At 33.5% G+C, this 19131-nt stretch carries 13 protein-coding genes; 3 read left to right on the top strand and 10 right to left on the bottom strand.

Features of this window, described 5'->3' with window-relative positions; genetic code table 11:
• Positions 1 to 126 precede the first annotated feature (126 nt).
• The 9 genes from C1I91_RS02555 to C1I91_RS02515 form a co-directional block, all read right to left on the bottom strand.
• A complete protein-coding gene (locus C1I91_RS02555) occupies positions 127 to 1914 on the bottom strand; it encodes a heme NO-binding domain-containing protein (protein ID WP_128211086.1) in 1788 nt (595 codons plus the stop codon).
• A 409-nt stretch (positions 1915 to 2323) separates the two neighbouring features.
• Positions 2324 to 3682, bottom strand: a complete 1359-nt coding sequence (locus C1I91_RS02550; protein ID WP_128211085.1) for a peptidoglycan-binding domain-containing protein — start codon at positions 3680 to 3682, stop codon at positions 2324 to 2326.
• Between the two features lie 131 nt (positions 3683 to 3813).
• Positions 3814 to 7947 carry a S8 family peptidase gene (locus C1I91_RS02545; RefSeq protein ID WP_238476020.1) on the bottom strand — a complete coding sequence of 1378 codons (4134 nt, stop codon included), beginning with the start codon at positions 7945 to 7947 and terminating at the stop codon, positions 3814 to 3816.
• 95 nt (positions 7948 to 8042) lie between these two features.
• Positions 8043 to 8735: a LexA family transcriptional regulator gene (locus tag C1I91_RS02540; RefSeq protein WP_128211083.1), complete on the bottom strand. Its 693-nt coding sequence runs from the start codon at positions 8733 to 8735 to the stop codon at positions 8043 to 8045.
• A complete protein-coding gene (locus tag C1I91_RS02535; protein ID WP_205694274.1) occupies positions 8736 to 9143 on the bottom strand; it encodes a DUF3783 domain-containing protein in 408 nt (135 codons plus the stop codon). It lies immediately after the preceding gene.
• A gap of 184 nt (positions 9144 to 9327) precedes the next feature.
• Positions 9328 to 9840: a peptidylprolyl isomerase gene (locus C1I91_RS02530; protein ID WP_128211082.1), complete on the bottom strand. Its 513-nt coding sequence runs from the start codon at positions 9838 to 9840 to the stop codon at positions 9328 to 9330.
• A gap of 366 nt (positions 9841 to 10206) precedes the next feature.
• Complete coding sequence (locus C1I91_RS02525; protein ID WP_128211081.1) at positions 10207 to 10476, bottom strand: STAS-like domain-containing protein; 270 nt, start codon at positions 10474 to 10476, stop codon at positions 10207 to 10209.
• Between the two features lie 155 nt (positions 10477 to 10631).
• The gene (murI, locus tag C1I91_RS02520; RefSeq protein WP_238475913.1) at positions 10632 to 11408 is read right to left on the bottom strand and encodes a glutamate racemase; all 777 of its coding nucleotides are present in this window, start codon (positions 11406 to 11408) and stop codon (positions 10632 to 10634) included.
• 402 nt (positions 11409 to 11810) lie between these two features.
• The gene (locus tag C1I91_RS02515) at positions 11811 to 13898 is read right to left on the bottom strand and encodes a glutamine synthetase III family protein (protein WP_128211080.1); all 2088 of its coding nucleotides are present in this window, start codon (positions 13896 to 13898) and stop codon (positions 11811 to 11813) included.
• Positions 13899 to 14707: 809 nt separating this feature from the next.
• Here C1I91_RS02515 and C1I91_RS02510 point away from each other — a divergent pair.
• Together C1I91_RS02510 and C1I91_RS02505 are read left to right on the top strand one after the other, a co-directional pair.
• A complete protein-coding gene (locus tag C1I91_RS02510; RefSeq protein WP_128211079.1) occupies positions 14708 to 16615 on the top strand; it encodes a type I glutamate--ammonia ligase in 1908 nt (635 codons plus the stop codon).
• Between the two features lie 286 nt (positions 16616 to 16901).
• On the top strand, positions 16902 to 18020 hold the full coding sequence (locus C1I91_RS02505; RefSeq protein WP_128211078.1) for an HD-GYP domain-containing protein: 1119 nt from the start codon (positions 16902 to 16904) through the stop codon (positions 18018 to 18020).
• 309 nt (positions 18021 to 18329) lie between these two features.
• Here C1I91_RS02505 and C1I91_RS02500 read toward each other — a convergent pair whose 3' ends face one another.
• A complete protein-coding gene (locus C1I91_RS02500) occupies positions 18330 to 18605 on the bottom strand; it encodes a YciI family protein (RefSeq protein WP_128211077.1) in 276 nt (91 codons plus the stop codon).
• A 324-nt stretch (positions 18606 to 18929) separates the two neighbouring features.
• On the opposite strand from C1I91_RS02500, the gene C1I91_RS02495 reads away from it, so the two are divergent.
• Complete coding sequence (locus tag C1I91_RS02495) at positions 18930 to 19130, top strand: helix-turn-helix transcriptional regulator (RefSeq protein ID WP_128211076.1); 201 nt, start codon at positions 18930 to 18932, stop codon at positions 19128 to 19130.
• Position 19131 lies beyond the last annotated feature (1 nt).

Here is a 19131-nt window from a genome sequence, read left to right as displayed (position 1 = left end):
ATTAAAAATCGCTTAGGCAGTTTTCTTTTATATATCTACCTTTAATAAACTTGCAAAAAATAAAAAACTACCTAACACGAATCCTGTCCCAATTCGTATTAGGTAGTTTTTATTATGTATTAAAGACTATATATTATACTTAGCTAATTCCTTCTTAAATACATCTATTATTCCTTCAATTTTTCTTATGCTCTCTATGGTCTTGTCGATTTCCTTCTTGTAGTCATCAATACTAGCACTTACTGTTTCCGAAGCTGCTGCATTTTCTACAGCTATAGCCGCTAATGAGTCTATACTCTTAAACATCTCTTGTATAGAATCTGCTTCTCTGTTAAGAGCTTGGATAGAAGTATTTATTGCTTGTGAAACTTCTTGTATTGAGTTCTTAGCTTCAAAGCTTATGTCCTTAACGTCTCTAAGTGAGGAAGTTTCTGATTCAAGTATATTATACTGATCATCTATGTTATCCACTAGTACATTTATATCTTTTGCAAAGGTATCTAGGTTTGAGTTTATTTCACCAACAGCATCCTTTGATTGTTCTGCTAGCTTTCTTATGGAATCAGCAACAACTGCAAAGCCTCTTCCTTGTTCACCTGCTCTAGCTGCTTCTATAGAAGCATTTAAAGCTAGCAGATTAGTCTGTTCAGATATTCCAGAAACAATAGATACTATGCTAGTTATATCTAAAGCCTTTTCTTGAAGCCTTCTTCCACTATCTTTTACTCCCATAAAGGATTTAAGTGAACTTTCTATATTTCTGCTTGACTTTTCTACGTGTTCATAGCTATCACCAATCTTTAGAACGGCTTTATCAAGCTCAGCTTTATTCTTATTTTCACTGCTTACTAATGAATTTATTTCCTCAATGTTATGATTTATTTGAGTTAATAGTTTTTCTGTATTTATATCTTGCTCTGTTGCCATATCTGCAACTTGTCCAGAAAATCCGCTGATTTCATCAGTAGTAAACTTCATAGATTCTGTTATATCAAACATGTTCTTAGAAAATACGTTCATCTCGTCTGTAACACTATTGAAGGAAGTTAAGTCTTGAGACCACATATTTTTAACTCCAACAATACTGTTGAATATATCTTCAAACATATCCTTAGATTCCAACTGAAAATTGCTGTATTTTCTTTCTGCCATAGCATTAAGCTCATTTATTATTACCTTTCTTGGTGAAAGCATAATACTTGTAAATAAAGCTGATATAACGGAAGCTACTCCAGCTAATATAAGTCCATTAACTGTTCCAGCAAGTATTACTCCTAAAATAGCTGTGATTACAAAGGTCGGAATCGCTGACTTAACCCCTATATTTCTTATAAAACCAAGAGATAAGATTTTATTAAGTCTAAACTTTTTCCTATTTATTATTTCATATTGAAAAGTTAATTTAAGGGATAGTGAAGTTTCTGTTCTTGCAACTTCTTCTATCGCTATTTCTTCACCAAACCTTTTTGCACTACCTATGAGAAGACCTTGAAAATAATCAAACATTCCTCTTGGTGAATTATATACAAATATAGCTTGGTTCTTACTTACTGGCTCTAATTGAAAAGCAGGCGGCTTTGCTCCGGCGAACTTTCTCATTATAACAGCATGTACATCATTCATTGCTTTTAGGAATGTATATAAATTTAACTTTCTAAAGAAAGCTGGGTAATCATTATAAAAAGTATCTATGTTATTTTCACCTAATATGTGCCAAAGCCTTCCGATCTCCATCTGTCTAACTTCGGCTATGTATCTTATCACATTTCCTATTACCTTATCATCTACATTCTCTAGTGGTGTAAAAATCTTATTGCTATCCCAAGAGACCTTAGTCATAGCACTATCTACAACGTCATCCCCATAAAGTCTTCTACAAGTCTTAAGCCATGTAGAAACTACTGTACCTTTCATAAGAATCCTCCTTATTATTTAATAACCATTATCATCTCTACTAATTATACTCCTATTATCCGAAAATAAATAGTCATAAAAAGACAATAATTCGCCAATATTCTACACATTTTTTGTATACTATTCCATTATAGTTAGCTTTATCAAAAATATAAATATATAATCTACCTATTTAATAAAATTTTACATTTCTATTGCTAACTTCTTTCCCATATGACTTTCCGAATGCATATGATTAACACCTGGTATTCGCAATACTTTTATTTTTTACTATTTACCCTAAACAAATATCATAAGCCATCGATATTGATACGTTTAGATAACCACAAGTTTTATAATAATCTAAAAAATATGCAGACTACCTAAGGTAGCCTGCATTGTATCTGTATTCTTTATTGAAAAACCTTCCTTAATATAAATCATCAAAATATTGTACATAAGGCACATCGTCATTTCTATAAATATTGGTTGATGGTGGGAAGAAGGTTCTCTCTATTCCCACTTCTTTCGTATCATAGCTGTAACCTCTAAGCTCAGCGATCTTACTAACTCCTACATATACGTCTGAAATCTTGTACCAGGTAGCGTAATCTACAACTCCTGTTTGAGGCAAGTTAAATACACCTTGGAATGTCTTAACAGAGTTTGCAGTGTTAGGCCCATAATCTCCATCTACCGATAGCTTTGGAATAAGTGGATATGCTACGGATATTCTATTTAAAAAGGTTTGTATTGTCCTTACAGGTTCACCTTTTGCTCCTATGGTAAGATTATATCCAGGATAAGAGCTTGGAATTCCTTTTACCTGATCTGCTCTATTAAGCTCAAGATCTGTACCATAAAAACTTGTTAGTATATCAAAAGGTGCTTTTCCTTCATCTCCAAGATATTTACTACCCCACTGTGTTAGCCAGCCTGGACACTGAACATTTTTTCCATCACAATATTGAGTTAGAAGCGGCTGTCTTCTTCCTGGCCTCTTTACATAGGAAGAGAATATTTCATCGGCTATTCTGTCTATATTATCAAATATGTTTCTGCCATAACTAAATGCATGGTCATAAGCAGTAGAACTTGTTATATCAAAGTTCTTTCCTTTTCCTCTATACCACTCTGTGTATATTCTATTGAGAGTGAACGATATTATACAATATAAATTCGCCCTTATAGTATTATCCGACCAAGTTGGAAATATTTCAGAGCTAGCTACGTTCTTTATATAATCCTTGTATCTAACTGTGTAGTTAGGTGCTGAAGCATCATTAGGAACGCCTTGATGAACTACTACATATTCAGGAACAACTGGATAAGGAAGTACTACTCCGCTAGCTGGAGGAGGCATAACCTTTTCTGGAGATTCTGGTATCTTAGGTGGAAAGTTACCTACAAGTTTATTGGGTAGTATAACTATGATGTCCTGCTGTTGCCTTGTGTTTGATACTGGTACCATCCTGCACTGCTGAAAAGCAACTCTATCAGGATACACCTGACATCCTCTTACGAATAGTGGTTCAAAACCATCCCTTTCTACTCTTACATTTGCAAGACTATAAGGAATCTGGTTTGTTGGAGCTTGGGAATAATCAATTGGCGGCGTATCTAACGGAACCTGTTGTGTTAATCCTGAAGAATCTGTAATAAGTTGTATAGTTTTAGCATTAGGTGAGACAAATTGACCAGTTGGACTAATTGTTATCCTCGCTCTATCCAAAGGAACATAATTGTCCCCTTGAAAACATTGAATTTTCAAATCACCCCTAAACGGCATTATGTGACTCCTTTAAAATTTCTCTCTAATATATTATGATTTTAATAAAACTTTTGTGAACGATATACTTAGTTTTAATTGTTATAATATATTATTTTTCTATAACATCCTCAATACTAGCCCAATGGTTTTTACCTACCTCTCCTTGGGATCCTTATTAATAAATTTCCCTTATTATATTCTATAAAGTCTTTATCTTGTACATGTGTGTTATTGTCGTATCTTTCTCCATTTCTACTTTTCACTACTCGATCATTACTTATAGCATCCTGTCCGAACACTTCAACAGCTGAATCTGCTTTCATGTTTATAACACTTCTTATGTTGTCAAATACCCCTTTCATATTGAGCATACCATATCCCCACTGTGGATTAGGATATACATCACCTTCTCGTTTTGTAGCGCCCCTATATAGATAGGTTTTTATATTGGCTGCATACATCGTAGGATCGTTTTTCTCAACTACTCCCCATTGTAAAAGTATGGCACAACAACCAGCAGTAACTGCCCCAGCCACACTTGCTCCGGAAATAGTAACCGTTCCTCCTCCAACATCTGTAGTAAGAGCATTTATACCACCAGCGGCTATATCAGGTTTTATCCTATTATCTCTAGTGTATCCTCTGCCAGATTCCCCCACTGTCGCATTATTATTTTGATTATAGTATGCTACAGATATTATTCTTCTCGATGTTGCAGGAGGTGTAAGCGTAGTATATTGATTTCCACTCAAGAATTTAGTATCTGGTGCTAAAAGTTCTTTTTGAAGAAGGTATGCATCATATCTTCCTGATACAACTAAATCACCAATAATCTTAAATTGCCATATACCTTCTCTTATATTTTCTGCCCTTATTAATATTCTTTCATCACCAGTAGTGTTCTCAGGAATAAAATACTCTATATTCATTTTAGTTCTTTCGTAAACAAAATTCACATCTACTGCTTGATTCAATCTAGGAGGGATTCTTTGGATTATCTCTCCTGAAGGAGATACAATAGATAATGAATATTTATCAGGCTTTCCTACCCAAATATCAATTAATATATTTCTCTGGTTCTGTCCTATTCTTAACTCGATAATGCTGCTATCCCCATTTTTAGTTAAAGTTCCAGTGGTATGATTATCAGCCTCACCTTGATTACCTACAGTAGTAACTACTATTATTCCTCTTATCTTTGAAACCTCATCGATGTACCTCTCAATAGATGAATTTCCATCATGTGAACCTAGGTTAGTTCCTAACGGTATATATATAACCATGGGTCTTCTAAGTTGAAGTGCTAGATTGTAAAGATACTTTACTCCTAATAAGACATCCACATTTCCGTATCTTCCACGTCCTTGTCCATAAGCATAAAAATAATCTAAGGACCCTTGAGGTGCTTCCTTTAGCTTAACAATGGCTAAATCACTTCCTGGTGCTGCTCCAACCAAAGCTGGATTTTTACCTCTAGCTGCAGCAATTCCTGCCATATGTGTTCCATGTCCAATCTCATCTCTTGAAGGCACTATAGCATAAGGATCGCTTCCAGCTCTCTTAGCTTTAATAGCAGTATTTAACTGTTGCTCTGTATATTCAGTTCCAAAAGGAAAACCTATGGGAATTTCATTTGGGGTTTGGACAGTCTGGTCCCATATTCTAACTACTCTAGAGGTATCGTCTTCTCTTATAAACTCTTCGTTCAAATAATCTATCCCACTATCTACAATTCCTATTATTACTCCGCTACCATCTAGTGGAAGATATACGTTATTATGAAACAATGGAGCTTGTGAAGCTTCTACTGGTGATAGAGCTGATAAGGTGTAGAGTCTTCCTGTATCAAGGTTAACTACCTCAGGCACATTTTTTGCAATTTCAAACACTCTATTTATTGGTGCTACTAATACTGCATTAAATTCATCTAATATAAGAACATCAGCATCTGGATAGCTACTTATAGCCCGTTTAATATCTCCCTGGTACTCAATAGCAAAATACCTATAGTTAGGATCTAAAAACAAATTGCTCTCTCCACTGATCTGTGGATTTTGATTTGGGCCACCTTCTTGAGCTATTTGAGGTGTAACTGGTATAGTTCCAGTTTGGCCAGCAGCTCCTGTTATAGGTTGATTGGTTAATCCCGTAGCGCCTCCAACTCCAGCACTTCCAGTTGCTCCTTGTGTATTAGCTAGTTGTTCCCCCTGTCCTGTAGCAACAGTCTGCCCAACCTGAAATTGATTACCCTGCAAATTATTTGTGCCTGTAATTTGCTGACCTAAGCCCGCCCCCTGAGTTTGACCTTGCTGAGCAAAACCTATGCCAGTACTCCCAGATGCTCCTAGCTGACCTTGGTTTTGCTGTGCATCTAAATTGGGAGTTGTTCCTGTAGTATTCTGCTGAAACTGTTGAGCATTGTTACCAACTTGATTAGTATTGGATCCAGTACCAGGCTGCTGATTTTGTAATATTGCATTTTGTTGCGGTTGGTTTTGTGGACTATTAGGCGTAACACTTTGCTCTATATTCTCTTGTCTATAATCATCACTCAATTGATATAATCTACCTTCTTGAGAGGCTTTAAGTAGTGAAAATGTATTATCTGCACAAACAGTTCCATATCCCCAGCTTGGATTAGGATATGTGACATCAGTTCTTTCCCTCTTTGCGGCTCTCATAAGATAATACTTTAACCTATCTCCAAACAAGAAAGGATCATTTCCTTTGACAACGCCCCATTGAAGAAGCAAGGCACAGATTCCTGCTACATGTGGAGCAGCCATAGAAGTTCCACTCTTAGAATCGAAACCGCCTCCTTCTACTGAAGATAAAATACCCTCACCCGGTGCAGATAAATCTGGCTTGTTGAAAGAAACATTCAAAAGTCGTCCTCTTCCTGAGAAAGGAGATAAATTATTAGTTTTATAATCATAGCTGCCTACGGAAATAGCAGCTTCAACTGTCGCCGGAATCCCTAAGGTATTGTATACATTAGGCTGCAAGAATCTAGTATTAGGGTTTAGCCCTTCGGTAATTGGCATCCAGATGTCGTAAAGCCCTCTATATTGATTTAATGTCTTTATTGTAAGCGTCCATTCTCCAGGGCTTATATTTTCTCCCACTGGAACAAAGCTTATTATTATTTCTCCAGATATATCAAAAGGTCTGGGGCCTGTATTATAGATAAGACATCTATTGCCACCTATAGTAACATCCTTGTATCCTTCACTTAAGACTATATCTCCACTCCTAACACCAGAAGGTGTGGTTAAAACTATTGACAAGTTACTAAGAAGTGGTTTATAAAGCTGAAGGGATAGTCTAGGTTCACCCTCTGATACTGTAAAACCTATGCTTATTTGTTCTCTTAATTCACCACCTACATGGTGAGCTGCTTCACCTTCATTGCCAGCGGCTATAACTATAGCAACTCTTTCTAAAGTACATACGGTTTGTATATATTGTTCAAAAAGACTAGTTCCATTATGTGCACCATCATTGGTACTCAAGCTTATATTTATAACCAAAGGTTTATTCAACTCAGCAGACTTATCAATTAGGAATCTTATTCCTCTCATTATCTGAGTACTCAATGCATAATTGGCAAAGCCATAACGGGTGGTTTTTACCATTGCTATCGAGCTCTCATAAGCTACACCATAGTACTGTCTATTTATGTTTCCTCCAGCACAGGCAATACCTGCAACATGGGTTCCATGACCAATCGGATCTGTTATATCCACTATAGATAATGGGTTTTGAGCTCTTAAAGCTTGGTTTATAGTATTTCGATCATAAACCTTTCCTAAGGTGCTCAAGTCATATATATAATCTATTCTAGTAGTTCCATCCGCATTTCTAAAAGCTGGATGGGTATAATCAATGCCCGTATCTATAAAACCTACCAATACACCTGCTCCAGTGGAGTTGTATTCACTATAAACTTGGGGCACACAAGCAGCTCTATTACTGTTAATATCAGATGTAAATAGTACCTTTGGTAGCTCTGCATATTGAACTCCTTGTAATTCAGATATTCTATTGATATCCACAGCTTTAATGGTTACTATTCCAAACCCAAACCCCAGGTTTTCAAGCTTCCCACCGATTTTATCCACAGATTGCACAACTTTATCCACATTATCCCCAAATAATACAACAACCTCTATACTTCCTTGATTTATCGTTTCGTTTTCTGATATCTTCGAAAGTTTTCCTACTAGTTCATTTGGTACATTAGTTAATAGATTAAGTGTTGCATCGAATTTTCCGGTATCTATAGTAAATTCCTCCTAAAAATCTTTCCATATACTAAATTATTCAAAAAATAATAGAGTAATGCACTGCATCACTCTATTATTGTATAAATATTTAATTATAGTATTATTTCTAATTTATCTAACTTGCCAATTAGCTTTATATCCTTAACATTAGCAGTTTCTGTTCTTACAGTACCTTTATTGCTAATAAGAAGTACTTTTGTACTATCAAGCTTCTTTATCTGTCTTACTACCCTGTTATCATTAAACTCTAATAAACATATGGCATTGTTTTCAACTTCTTTAATGCTATGACAAAAAGCAATATCTCCTTCAGTGATTCTGAAACCTGACATATCATCATTTTCCACCTTTATATAGAAAACCTTATCTATGCTATGTCCTTCTATTTTGTTGGAGTGTAGTACCATTTCTTTATAGTCATATACTTTTGTCATTGAATAATCATAAATTGGCACTCTCTTAAGTACTGAACCAAAAGCTTGATTCCAAACTTCATCAGTATCACCCTTTGGTGCAACTTCCGACTTTTTAGGTTCATAAACCTTCTTAACTTCTTTTTCTTTTTCTTTTCTTAAATCTTCGTCAGTAACTACCATGTTTACGTCATTTAAGTTTGTATTAAGTACCTTAGCAATCTTCTCTATAAGAGCTTCGTTGAGTATTCTCTTACCCATTTCAACTTCATTTATAAACTTTTCTGCAACACCTAACTTTTTAGCTAGAACCTTTTGAGATATTCCTGCATCTGTTCTTGCTTGCTTTATCTTCTCTCCTACCCTACTCAATTAAACTCTTCCTTTCTGCTGTTTATACCATTCTCTTTCTTCTATCAAGTGTTCTATTAAGTAACTAAAAGTCCACTCACTTGAAGTTGGAGTAACTACTGCCAATATGGAATTTTTAACTGTTGCTCTAACTATTTTAATAAGTTCATGTAATTCCTTGTCTTCAAAATTATTAAATATTAGAACCTTTTCTTGAGGAGCAGCTTTATCTGGTACAGTTTCAAACTTTAATCCTGATACCAAATCCTTTATCTTCATATCTGCCATTTCAGTAGTTATTACTATAAATTTATTTTTTGTAATCTCTAATTCACTTAATTCTTCCTTTTCCAATCCATAGGCTAAAATACATTTTTGATTATCTAACACCTTAACCACCTCCGTTCCATATGATAAAATTCTTAGCATAAACTTACCACTTCGTAATAAATCTTATATTTTCAAACTCTTCCCTCAGAATCCAGAGGGGCTTTTAAAATAGATCTATGATCGAAGTGGTACATCTTTGTATACAGATTGATGCTCTTATTATTTAGAAAAAATCCACACTAAGATACTGTATTAAAGTTATGCCTAGCTTAAAACAACTATATTATAGTGTTTCTGGTTCTCCGATTTCATCTGCACCTTCAACAGTCACTTTTTCCATAACTTGATCTTCATAAGGCTTATCGCTATAGTCTGTCTTTGTAGCTACAATGCTATCAACAACATCTAAGCCTTCAGTAACCTTTCCAAAAGCTGCATACTGACCGTCTAGATGTGGAGCATCTGCAACCATTATAAAGAATTGACTACCAGCAGAATCTGGATGACCTGATCTCGCCATTGAAAGAACTCCCTTTGTATGTCTTAGATCATTTTTAACACCATTAGCTGCAAATTCACCTTTTATTGAATATCCAGGACCACCAACACCTATACCTTGTGGGTCTCCTCCTTGGATAACAAAGCCTGGTATTACTCTATGAAAAATTACTCCATCATAAAATCCCTTTTTAATTAAAGATACGAAATTCTTAACTGTGTTTGGGGCTACCTCTGGATAAAGCTCTGCCTTTATAACTCCACCTTGTGCCATTTTTATAGTAACTATTGGATTCATAATAAATCTCCTTTCAAGATAAAGAAATATAATCTATATTATTGACAATATTTCCTTGTTAAATTCTACATAGGTAAATTATATAATACTTTAAGGGTTAATATCAATAATTGCTATCAGTACATAAAGTGGTAATTCACTAATAGCTTATAAATAAATTTAAGTTATATATCATACTTATCCATATTCTTATCTAAAATACAGTTTAATAAGAAGTAAAAATTAATAAAGGAGTATATTCAAGAACCAATTCTTAAATATACTCCTTTATCATTGATGAAACTTCATATTTGTAGACCATTTCAGCACAATACTCCTAGCAGATACTTAGACTTCAATCCTAATAATCTTAGACATAAAACTACATTAATTGAAAGTTGTTCCCCTAACAACTCTAGAGTAATCTGTAGAATTTGATAAGTTTTTAACATTTATGTGTGAAATAATAAAATCTCTACCGTTCTTGTTTATTAAGTCAGTAAACAAGCAACATAAAAAAGTGGTTGGAACTCTATCAAATCCTTCAAAATCTAATTCAATCTCTTCCCCAATGTTTTCTTGTATTAACTCTCTTAGTAGTATAGCATCCTCTACAGCAAAATTTTCCCCTAAAAACTTTCTTACATTAACTTTCATAAGACCCACCCCTTGATATATATTCATAAAGAATCAATATTCTTTTTTTACAATTTTCAGATAATTTATCCTCTATATATAATATATCAAGAACAGAGTGTCTTGTCAATATTTTAACAAACTTTTTTTATGTTATTTTTATTACTTTTTTATAGTTATTCTAATAGTCTATAACTTAGCTCAATAACCTTATTATCTTTTAAAGAATTATATATCTTTATTTGTCCTTTTCTACCTTTATCCCCCAATATACCATTCTTACCAAGTCTTCTCCTTAACTCCTTAGCAGTACCCTCGCTACCGTCTATAAGTATAGCCTTTTCTCCTAAAACTTTAGATATAGCTTTCTTTACAAAAGGATAGTGAGTACAGCCTAAAACAACGGCTGATATAGTATCTTTATCTATATCTTGAAACTTATCTTCTAGAAATTGTATTAACTCATCACCTTCAGTAACTCCAGACTCTATAAGTTCTACCAACCCTGCACAAGGCAATGGAATTATATCTGCCTCTTCAGCATATCTGTCCATCAACTTTTTAAACTTCTTCTCGGCAAGTGTCATTGGTGTAGCCATGATTATTATCTTACCACCGTCACTCAATTCTACTGCAGGTTTTAGTGCAGGCTCTATACCTATGATCGGAATTTCCTTATAATGCGCTCTAAGCTCATCAATAGCAGCTGAAGTTGCAGTATTGCATGCTATCACAACCGCTTTAACTCCTTGCTTTATCAAGAACTCTGCTGCATTAAAGGTAAGTTCTTTTACTTCATCAACAGTTTTAGTTCCATAAGGCGCATTTTTAGAATCTCCAAAATATATATAATCTTCCCAAGGCATAAATTCTATTGCCTTTTTCATTACACTTAATCCACCTACACCTGAATCAAAAAATCCGATAGGTTTTATATTTTCACTTTTTCCCATATACATCACCCCATGCTATAGTCTCTAAGGCTATTTTATTACTTTACAGCTAATAAATCCAATTTTTTTTCGCACATTCATTTTTTCTGAACATATGTGAAGAAATTCTATTAGGTTAGATAATTTTTCTTCCCTTACTACATTTTCTAACAAGCTGTTCTACACTCTTTATATTGATAGGTTTAAATAGACTTTTTTATACTTTTCTACAAAAAGACAAGTTTTTTTCATTATACTTTGTGGGAACTTTAGACTTCGTAGGGTATCCTAGACAGTAAAATAAGTTCCCATACCATATTAAAAGGCATGAGAACTTATTCTAGCTTCATCACTATAATTCTAAAACATCAAATTTTATATTAAGTTATGCGTATATATTTCATATGATGAAAAACTTATACCTTAAACGTTGAATAGCAACTCACCATAAGTTGGTAGAGGCCATACATCTTTATCAACTAAAGTTTCAAGCTTATCTGCAACAGCTCTTACTGCTTGCATCTTTTCAAACACATCGAACTTGTAGAAATGAGCAACTTCATATGAGTCTCCTTCTAAAGCTTGTGCCTTTTCAACTGAAGCTTCTAACTCACCAATATTCTTCTTTAATGCTACTGCAAGTTCGTCTACTTCACCTAAAAGTTCAGCTTGAACTCCTGCAGCTGCACCAGCAGCTTTAACAGCACTTATTGATTGAGCTAAGCCTGTCTCAAACTTGATAACAGCTGGTAGTATTTGACGTTTAGCAATTTCAAGTGTTGTTTCTGCTTCTATATTTGTAGTCTTAGCATAGACTTCTAGATTTACATCATAACGAGCATGCATTTCTAGCTTGCTTAATACCCCGTGCTTTTCCATTAATGCTACATTCTTTTCTGTTATATAAGCCTTAGTAGCTTCAACAGTTGTCTTTATATTTGGAAGACCTCTCTTTTCAGCTTCAGCTACCCATTCATCAGAGTAACCATTTCCGTTGAATATTATCTTTCCATGTTCCTTAACAATTTCAGTTAAGATTGCGCTTATTTCAGCATCTAAATCAGAAGCTTTTTCAAGTCTATCAGCAACTTCTGAAAGAACTTCAGCTACTATTGTATTTAATACTGTATTACAATCAGCTATGTTTCCTGAAGATGGAACCATTCTGAACTCAAACTTGTTACCAGTGAATGCAAATGGTGATGTTCTATTTCTATCTGTTGGATCCTTAACTAGCTTAGGTAATGCTGCAGCACCTAAATCTAATACTCCTGCTGGTAAAGATGAAGTTAATTCACCTGTCTCAATTTGTTCTATTAGATCTTGTAATTGATCTCCTAGGAATATTGATATTATAGCTGGTGGTGCTTCATTTGCTCCTAATCTATGGTCATTACCAGGATTTGCAGCAGAAGCTCTTAATAAATCTGAATATTCATTAACAGCCTTGATAACTGATGTTAAGAATAATAAGAATTGCTTATTATCGTGTGGTGCATCAGTAGGATCAAGAAGATTTTGTCCATCATCTGTGCTCATTGACCAGTTATTGTGCTTACCCGAACCATTAACCCCTGCAAATGGTTTCTCATGTAATAAGCATACTAGACCATGTCTTAAAGCAACCTTCTTCATAACATCCATAGTTAATTGGTTGTTGTCTGTAGCTACATTAGTTGTTCCGAATATTGGTGCTAGCTCATGTTGAGCTGGAGCAACTTCATTGTGCTTTGTTTTAACTGAAATTCCAAGTGACCAAAGTTCTTTATCTAAATCCTTCATGAAGTCGGATATTCTTTCTTTTAATGAACCGAAGTAATGATCTTCTAATTCTTGTCCCTTTGCAGGTTTAGCCCCAAATAAAGTTCTTCCAGTATATATAAGGTCTGGACGCTTGTCATATAATTTCTTATCAACTATGAAATACTCTTGTTCAGGTCCAACTGTAGTTGTTACCTTAGTAGCTGTAGTATTTCCTAGAGCCTTTAAAACTCTTAAAGCTTCTTTTGAAAGAGCCTCCATTGAACGTAGTAATGGAATCTTCTTATCAAGTGCTTCTCCAGTATATGAAACAAATGCTGTAGGAATATATAAAGTTCCATCCTTAACAAAAGCAGGAGAAGTTATATCCCAAGCAGTATATCCTCTTGCAGCACATGTAGCTCTGCTACCGCCTGATGGGAAAGAAGATGCATCTGGTTCTCCTTTTATTAATTCTTTACCTGTAAACTCTAGCATAACCTTACCGTCACCTGTAGGATTGATAAATGAATCATGCTTTTCTGCAGTTATACCAGTTAGTGGTTGGAACCAATGAGTAAAATGTGTAGCCCCTTTTTCAACTGCCCAATCCTTTAATGCTGAAGCGACAACGTCAGCTGTAGCTAAATCTACAGCTACCCCATCTGCAGCTGCCTTTTTAACAGCCTTGTAAGTAGCCTTAGGAAGACGTTCCTTCATAGTTGCATCGTTAAATACATTAACACCGTATAATTCACCAAAATTGCTCATCGTAATAGCCCCTTTCGTATTCAAACCCTTTTTACACAAAACGTGCCTATCTTTTAATTTGCTATTCAAAATTATATCACCCTAAATTTCTACAATCATCAAATACGGTCCGATACTCATAAAAGCTATTTTTTTTTGTAAAATTAATAATTTGATATATGCATTTTTTCTTTTTTCATATTTTTACAAGTTTTTTTGGTTTTTTTAACTTTTTTTATTGATTTTTCTTTATCATTTCATTGACACCTTAGGTTTGCTTATACTACAATTTTTTTATAATATATTACTTTTCCTTTTACTCTTTATAAGTATAATATGATGCTTTCTATAGATATACCCTTCATAACTGAAATCTAAGCTGATAATTAAATCACCATTAATAGCAAAAAGACTCATCATCTTAGTTTTTTCAGTGGTTGTCTATATACTATTACAAGATTCAATCCTAAAGATTTTGTAATATATATTTTTTCAAAGAGTAAAATACTAATAGTTTCTGAATACTAATCTTAAATGTCAGAAATTACTAACGCTATCCAGTAAAAAACATTTATTCTCTAATAAAGATCTAACACTTTAATCATTAAACTCAGATAAACAATGGGCAGCTTTCATTCTTGCCTTAGTAAACTCTACTTTAAAGTGATTAATCTATAGATGTACAATAATAAACTTCATAGTAATTAATTCAAGGTTCTTTTAAGCATTTCATTTAACAGTTAGTTATTCTTACAAAATCACTAAATTTTATAAAGAAGGGAAGTGAACACGCTCTTACTTAAATATATATTTAGTAAGCGCAAAATATTATGGCAAAAGATTTAATTTATACTATTGGTAATGATAAACATAACAAAGAGGATTTATTAAACTTATTAAGTTCTCATCCTGAAATAAAGTTCGTGTCTATAGTAGGTATAGATTTATCAGGTAACGATACAGATGAAAAGATACCTGTAAGCTTATTTAAGGAGGATATAGATTCATTTTTAAGTGGAACTGCTGTTCAAACTGATGGTTCGTCTGTAGTTCTTCCGGAAATAGCTACATTAAATAATGCCAAGGTAGATATGATAACAGATTTAGATGCAGACTGGTTTGTAGATTATAATTATGAGTTTATAGACTATGAAACAAATAAACCTGTAGGAACCCTAAGAATACCTTGTTTTCTTTATCATGAAGATGTGCCAGTAGATTCAAGGCATATACTAAAATCTGCAGTAGAAACCTTCAAAAACTCATTACTTGATATATTTAATAACAAACCAGAAACTCTTAAGCCATTTGGAATAACTTCAGATGACATAAAGGAAATTGTTATAACCTCTGCAACTGAGCTTGAGTTTTGGGTTAAAACACCTAATGATAAGGTGGAGACAGAAGAACTATCCACTTCTCAAGTGTTGCAAGAGCAATATTGGACTAGAACTAAGGGTATAGTAAGAACTGCTCTTGAGCAAAGCTTAATTCTTATGGAAGAATACGGCTTCGAACCAGAAATGGGTCACAAAGAAGTTGGTGGAGTAAAGGGTAAGTTCGACTCTTCAGGTCACTTCAATCATATAATGGAGCAGTTGGAAATAGATTGGAAATACGCTGATGCAATTCAATCTGCTGACAATGAACTATTTATAAGAAATCTTGTAAAAGAGACCTTTAGAAGAAATGGGTTAGATGTTACTTTCCTAGCTAAACCAATAGAAGGTGTCGCAGGAAGTGGAGAGCACACTCATCTTGGCGTTAGCGTTAAGCTTAAGGATGGTAAGAGAATAAATCTATTCACAGCCACAAAAAATGACTTCCTAAGTACTATAGGCTATGGCGCTATAATGGGGCTTTTAAAGAACTACGAAGTTGTAAATCCTTTTGTTTCTTCAACTGCTGATTCTTTAAGAAGATTAAAACCTGGTTTTGAAGCTCCTGTTTGCATAGTTACTTCATTAGGTCACAGCCCAGAAGTACCTTCAAGAAACAGAACTATCTTAGCTGGCCTTGTAAGAGATCCTCATAATCCATTAGCTACAAGATTCGAATTAAGAGCACCAAATCCTCATACAAATACTTATTTAGCATTAAGTACTGCTTATTTATCAATGCTAGATGGTATATTATATGCCTTAGAAAACGGAAAAACAGAGGAAGAGCTTCTTAAGGAGCTTTCAAAAAAAGCCGGAGAAGAAGCTGAATACCTTGAAAAATCCAGAGCATATAGAGCTGAAGAAGATGTTTTCGAAGACTTTACACCAGAGGAAAGAGATGAATTCTTTGGTATAGCTCCAGCTACAGTTTATGAAAACTTGTTAGCCTTAGATAAATATCCTGAAAAAGTTAAAGTATTAAAGAAAAATGATGTATTTACTGATAAGCTTATAAACAGCTTCAGACTTGGAGTTACTAAGAGATGGACTACAGAAATAACTAGCAGAGTAATCGCTGAATATGCTTCAGAAATAAGAAGTTATAAATCGCTTCATTCTCTTGATAAAGCACTTGACCTAGATATATCTAATTGGATGGCTATAAATGATTTAAGACATTATATAATGAAGGATAGCTATACTAACAAGAGCTTATTCACAAAGATTAGAGAAGCTATTGCATCAGATGATCTAGAAACTGCTTCAGACTTACAAATAGAATTAGATGATAAAATGACTTTACTAAGATACTTATATAGTACTTATAAGAAGAATCTGCTTGATATAGATTTATAAAATATAAAAAATAGCCCTTAAGGATTTATTCTATAGGGGCTATTTTTATATTTAGTTTTACTTACACAATTGAATGATGACTAAGTAAATATCTATACATCTAATAAATAATAAGTATATTTATATGAACTTTTGTATTAAAAATATCAACTTACTTCAATATGAACAAAAAATATAATTAACTCATAATACTTTGTCATTAATTTCTATTATTTAATAAAAGTATGGAAGACTAGAAACTATTTGTAGTATAATTGAGTATATATCTTAAGATGAGGTGTAGGAAATGAGACTAGTTCCTATTGAATGCGTAAGGGAAGGTTGTTATTTAGCCAAGACTTTATTTGATGAAAGTGGAAGAACTCTACTAAAGGAAGGTATAAAACTAACTTCCCCTATAATAAAACGAATTAAAGACATACATATTTATTCCTTATATGTAACGGATGAATATAGCGAAAAAGAGATCAATGATATTATAAAACCTGAACTAAGGCAAAAATCTATTGCTCTAGTTAGAGAGACCTTTAGTGATGTAGAAAGAATTTATTCAAATCTTCATAATTCATCATTAAATAAAAAGAAAAGAGGTATACTTCTAAAACAAAAGGAAGACTATCTATCCTCCATTCATGATCTCGCTGAAGAACTTTTAGATAATATACTTTCAAATAAGAATATAATGGTAAATCTGGTAGACATTAAGAGCATGGATGCATATACATACCAGCATTGCGTAAATGTAGCTATACTTTCCCTAGTGCTTGGAATAGGTCTTCAACTAACAAAACATGAACTAATAGACCTTTGCATAGGCGCTTTATTGCATGACATCGGAAAAGTATTTATACCTAAGGAAATACTTTTAAAAGAAGGTCCTTTGACATACAGTGAGTTTGAAATAATGAAAGAGCATCCAAAGAAAGGTTATTCTTACCTAAAAAATTCTCACAGTGTTTCAGCCTTCTCAAGAATGGTAGTATTACAGCATCATGAGAGAGAAGATGGATTAGGATATCCGGATAACCAAAGCGGATCTAAGATAAACAAGCTAGCCAAAATAGTTTCCGTCGCTGATGTATATGACGCTCTAACTTCTGACAGGCCATATAGACGAGGCTTGTCCCCTAATGAGGCCTTTGAATTTATTCTAGGAAACGCTGGCACAATGTTTGATTATGACATAGTGAAAGCCTTTGCTAAAATAATAGTTCCATACCCAGAAGGTACTATAGTACAATTAAGCAACGGGGATATCTGTGTTGTTGAAAGCACTCCGCCTGACTATCCACTTAGACCTGAAGTGAAGATAGTTAAAAGTAATAACAGAAATTCTGTAGGTTCATTAGTAAGCTTAGTAAAAGAACTATCTCTAGTTATATCGTCAGTACAATATGAGGTTTAGATTAAAAAAGAATTACGTTTTACATATTTAAAAGTTATAAATAATAACTACATATAGATTTTGCGCTTAATTATTATATTTCGCTAATCTAAAAACCTTATATTTTACCTTGAACTTAAAAAGTACAGATTTGAGCATTCTGTACTTTTTTACTTACTTTCTCTACTTTTATAGCTTACGCGCCTTCTAATATTAGAACAAATGATGTTTCAAATTACCATAATGAAATCATGACCACATAGTTCCCAAGTGTCCTAACCATAACTAATATAAAAAAGAAAAACCCTGTAGTGTAATATCATTAAGTCATTAATTATTTAAAGCTATATAGTTATTGCTTAATATCTCAAAAGAATAATAATCAGTGCCCACAAAAGGATTATTGTTTACGATCTCCTCAGCTTCTTGAAAAGTATTCGCTTGAAATATAAAAGTCCCTCCATTTTTATTATAGGTTCCAGCACATAACAAATATTTTGATAAATTCATTTCTCTATATTTAGCATTAGTGTCCTTGATCTTCTGCTTTTCTGTTTGATCCAGTTTATAATTAATCTTAACAAATATTCCACTATTTTTTTTCATCTCATAAGTCCTCCCTTTTTTATCCTTGTTTAATTATATTAGCTCGTCCATAAATTTATGCCTAAAGTTTTCCCGAACATACGTTTGATTATATTGTAGCGAACACCCGTTCACATGTCAATACATTTATATACATTTTCCAACATATTATTTAAAATATTTTACAGATATTTTGTAGTATTATACGTAATTCTGTAATATTAAAATTCTAAGTGCTCTCTTTATATGCTTATTGGGTTATGGAAAGTTTACTTGACATTGTTAATTATTATTGCTAAACTAGAATTGTAAAGTTTACTTTCCATTTTAATCGGAGGTAATATTATGAAAAACAAACTTGAAGAAATTAGAAAACAGCATGGCATAACACAGGAAGAACTTGCTGAAAAATTAGAAGTATCCAGACAAACTATAGGCTCACTTGAAAACGGAAGATACAACCCTTCTATATTATTAGCATTTAAGATTTCTAGGCTTTTCAAACTTAGTATTGAAGATATCTTTATTTATGAGGAGAGTGAATAAA

Origin of the sequence: Clostridium manihotivorum (assembly GCF_004015185.1) — a bacterium.
GTDB lineage: Bacteria > Bacillota > Clostridia > Clostridiales > Clostridiaceae > Clostridium_AR > Clostridium_AR manihotivorum.
Note: the sequence above shows the minus strand (reverse complement) of the source record. Positions and strands in the feature narration are given on the sequence as shown.

Bases quoted from the DNA above. Each gene is read 5' to 3' on its own strand.
- C1I91_RS02500 (WP_128211077.1), bottom strand. From the start codon at position 18,605: ATGAAAAAAAATAGTGGAATATTTGTTAAGATTAATTATAAACTGGAT.
- C1I91_RS02515 (WP_128211080.1), bottom strand. From the start codon at position 13,898: ATGAGCAATTTTGGTGAATTATACGGTGTTAATGTATTTAACGATGCA.
- C1I91_RS02530 (WP_128211082.1), bottom strand. From the start codon at position 9,840: ATGAATCCAATAGTTACTATAAAAATGGCACAAGGTGGAGTTATAAAG.
- C1I91_RS02550 (WP_128211085.1), bottom strand. From the start codon at position 3,682: ATGCCGTTTAGGGGTGATTTGAAAATTCAATGTTTTCAAGGGGACAAT.
- C1I91_RS02510 (WP_128211079.1), top strand. From the start codon at position 14,708: ATGGCAAAAGATTTAATTTATACTATTGGTAATGATAAACATAACAAA.
- murI (WP_238475913.1), bottom strand. From the start codon at position 11,408: ATGGGAAAAAGTGAAAATATAAAACCTATCGGATTTTTTGATTCAGGT.
- C1I91_RS02505 (WP_128211078.1), top strand. From the start codon at position 16,902: ATGAGACTAGTTCCTATTGAATGCGTAAGGGAAGGTTGTTATTTAGCC.
- C1I91_RS02555 (WP_128211086.1), bottom strand. From the start codon at position 1,914: ATGAAAGGTACAGTAGTTTCTACATGGCTTAAGACTTGTAGAAGACTT.
- C1I91_RS02495 (WP_128211076.1), top strand. From the start codon at position 18,930: ATGAAAAACAAACTTGAAGAAATTAGAAAACAGCATGGCATAACACAG.
- C1I91_RS02525 (WP_128211081.1), bottom strand. From the start codon at position 10,476: ATGAAAGTTAATGTAAGAAAGTTTTTAGGGGAAAATTTTGCTGTAGAG.
- C1I91_RS02535 (WP_205694274.1), bottom strand. From the start codon at position 9,143: ATGCTAAGAATTTTATCATATGGAACGGAGGTGGTTAAGGTGTTAGAT.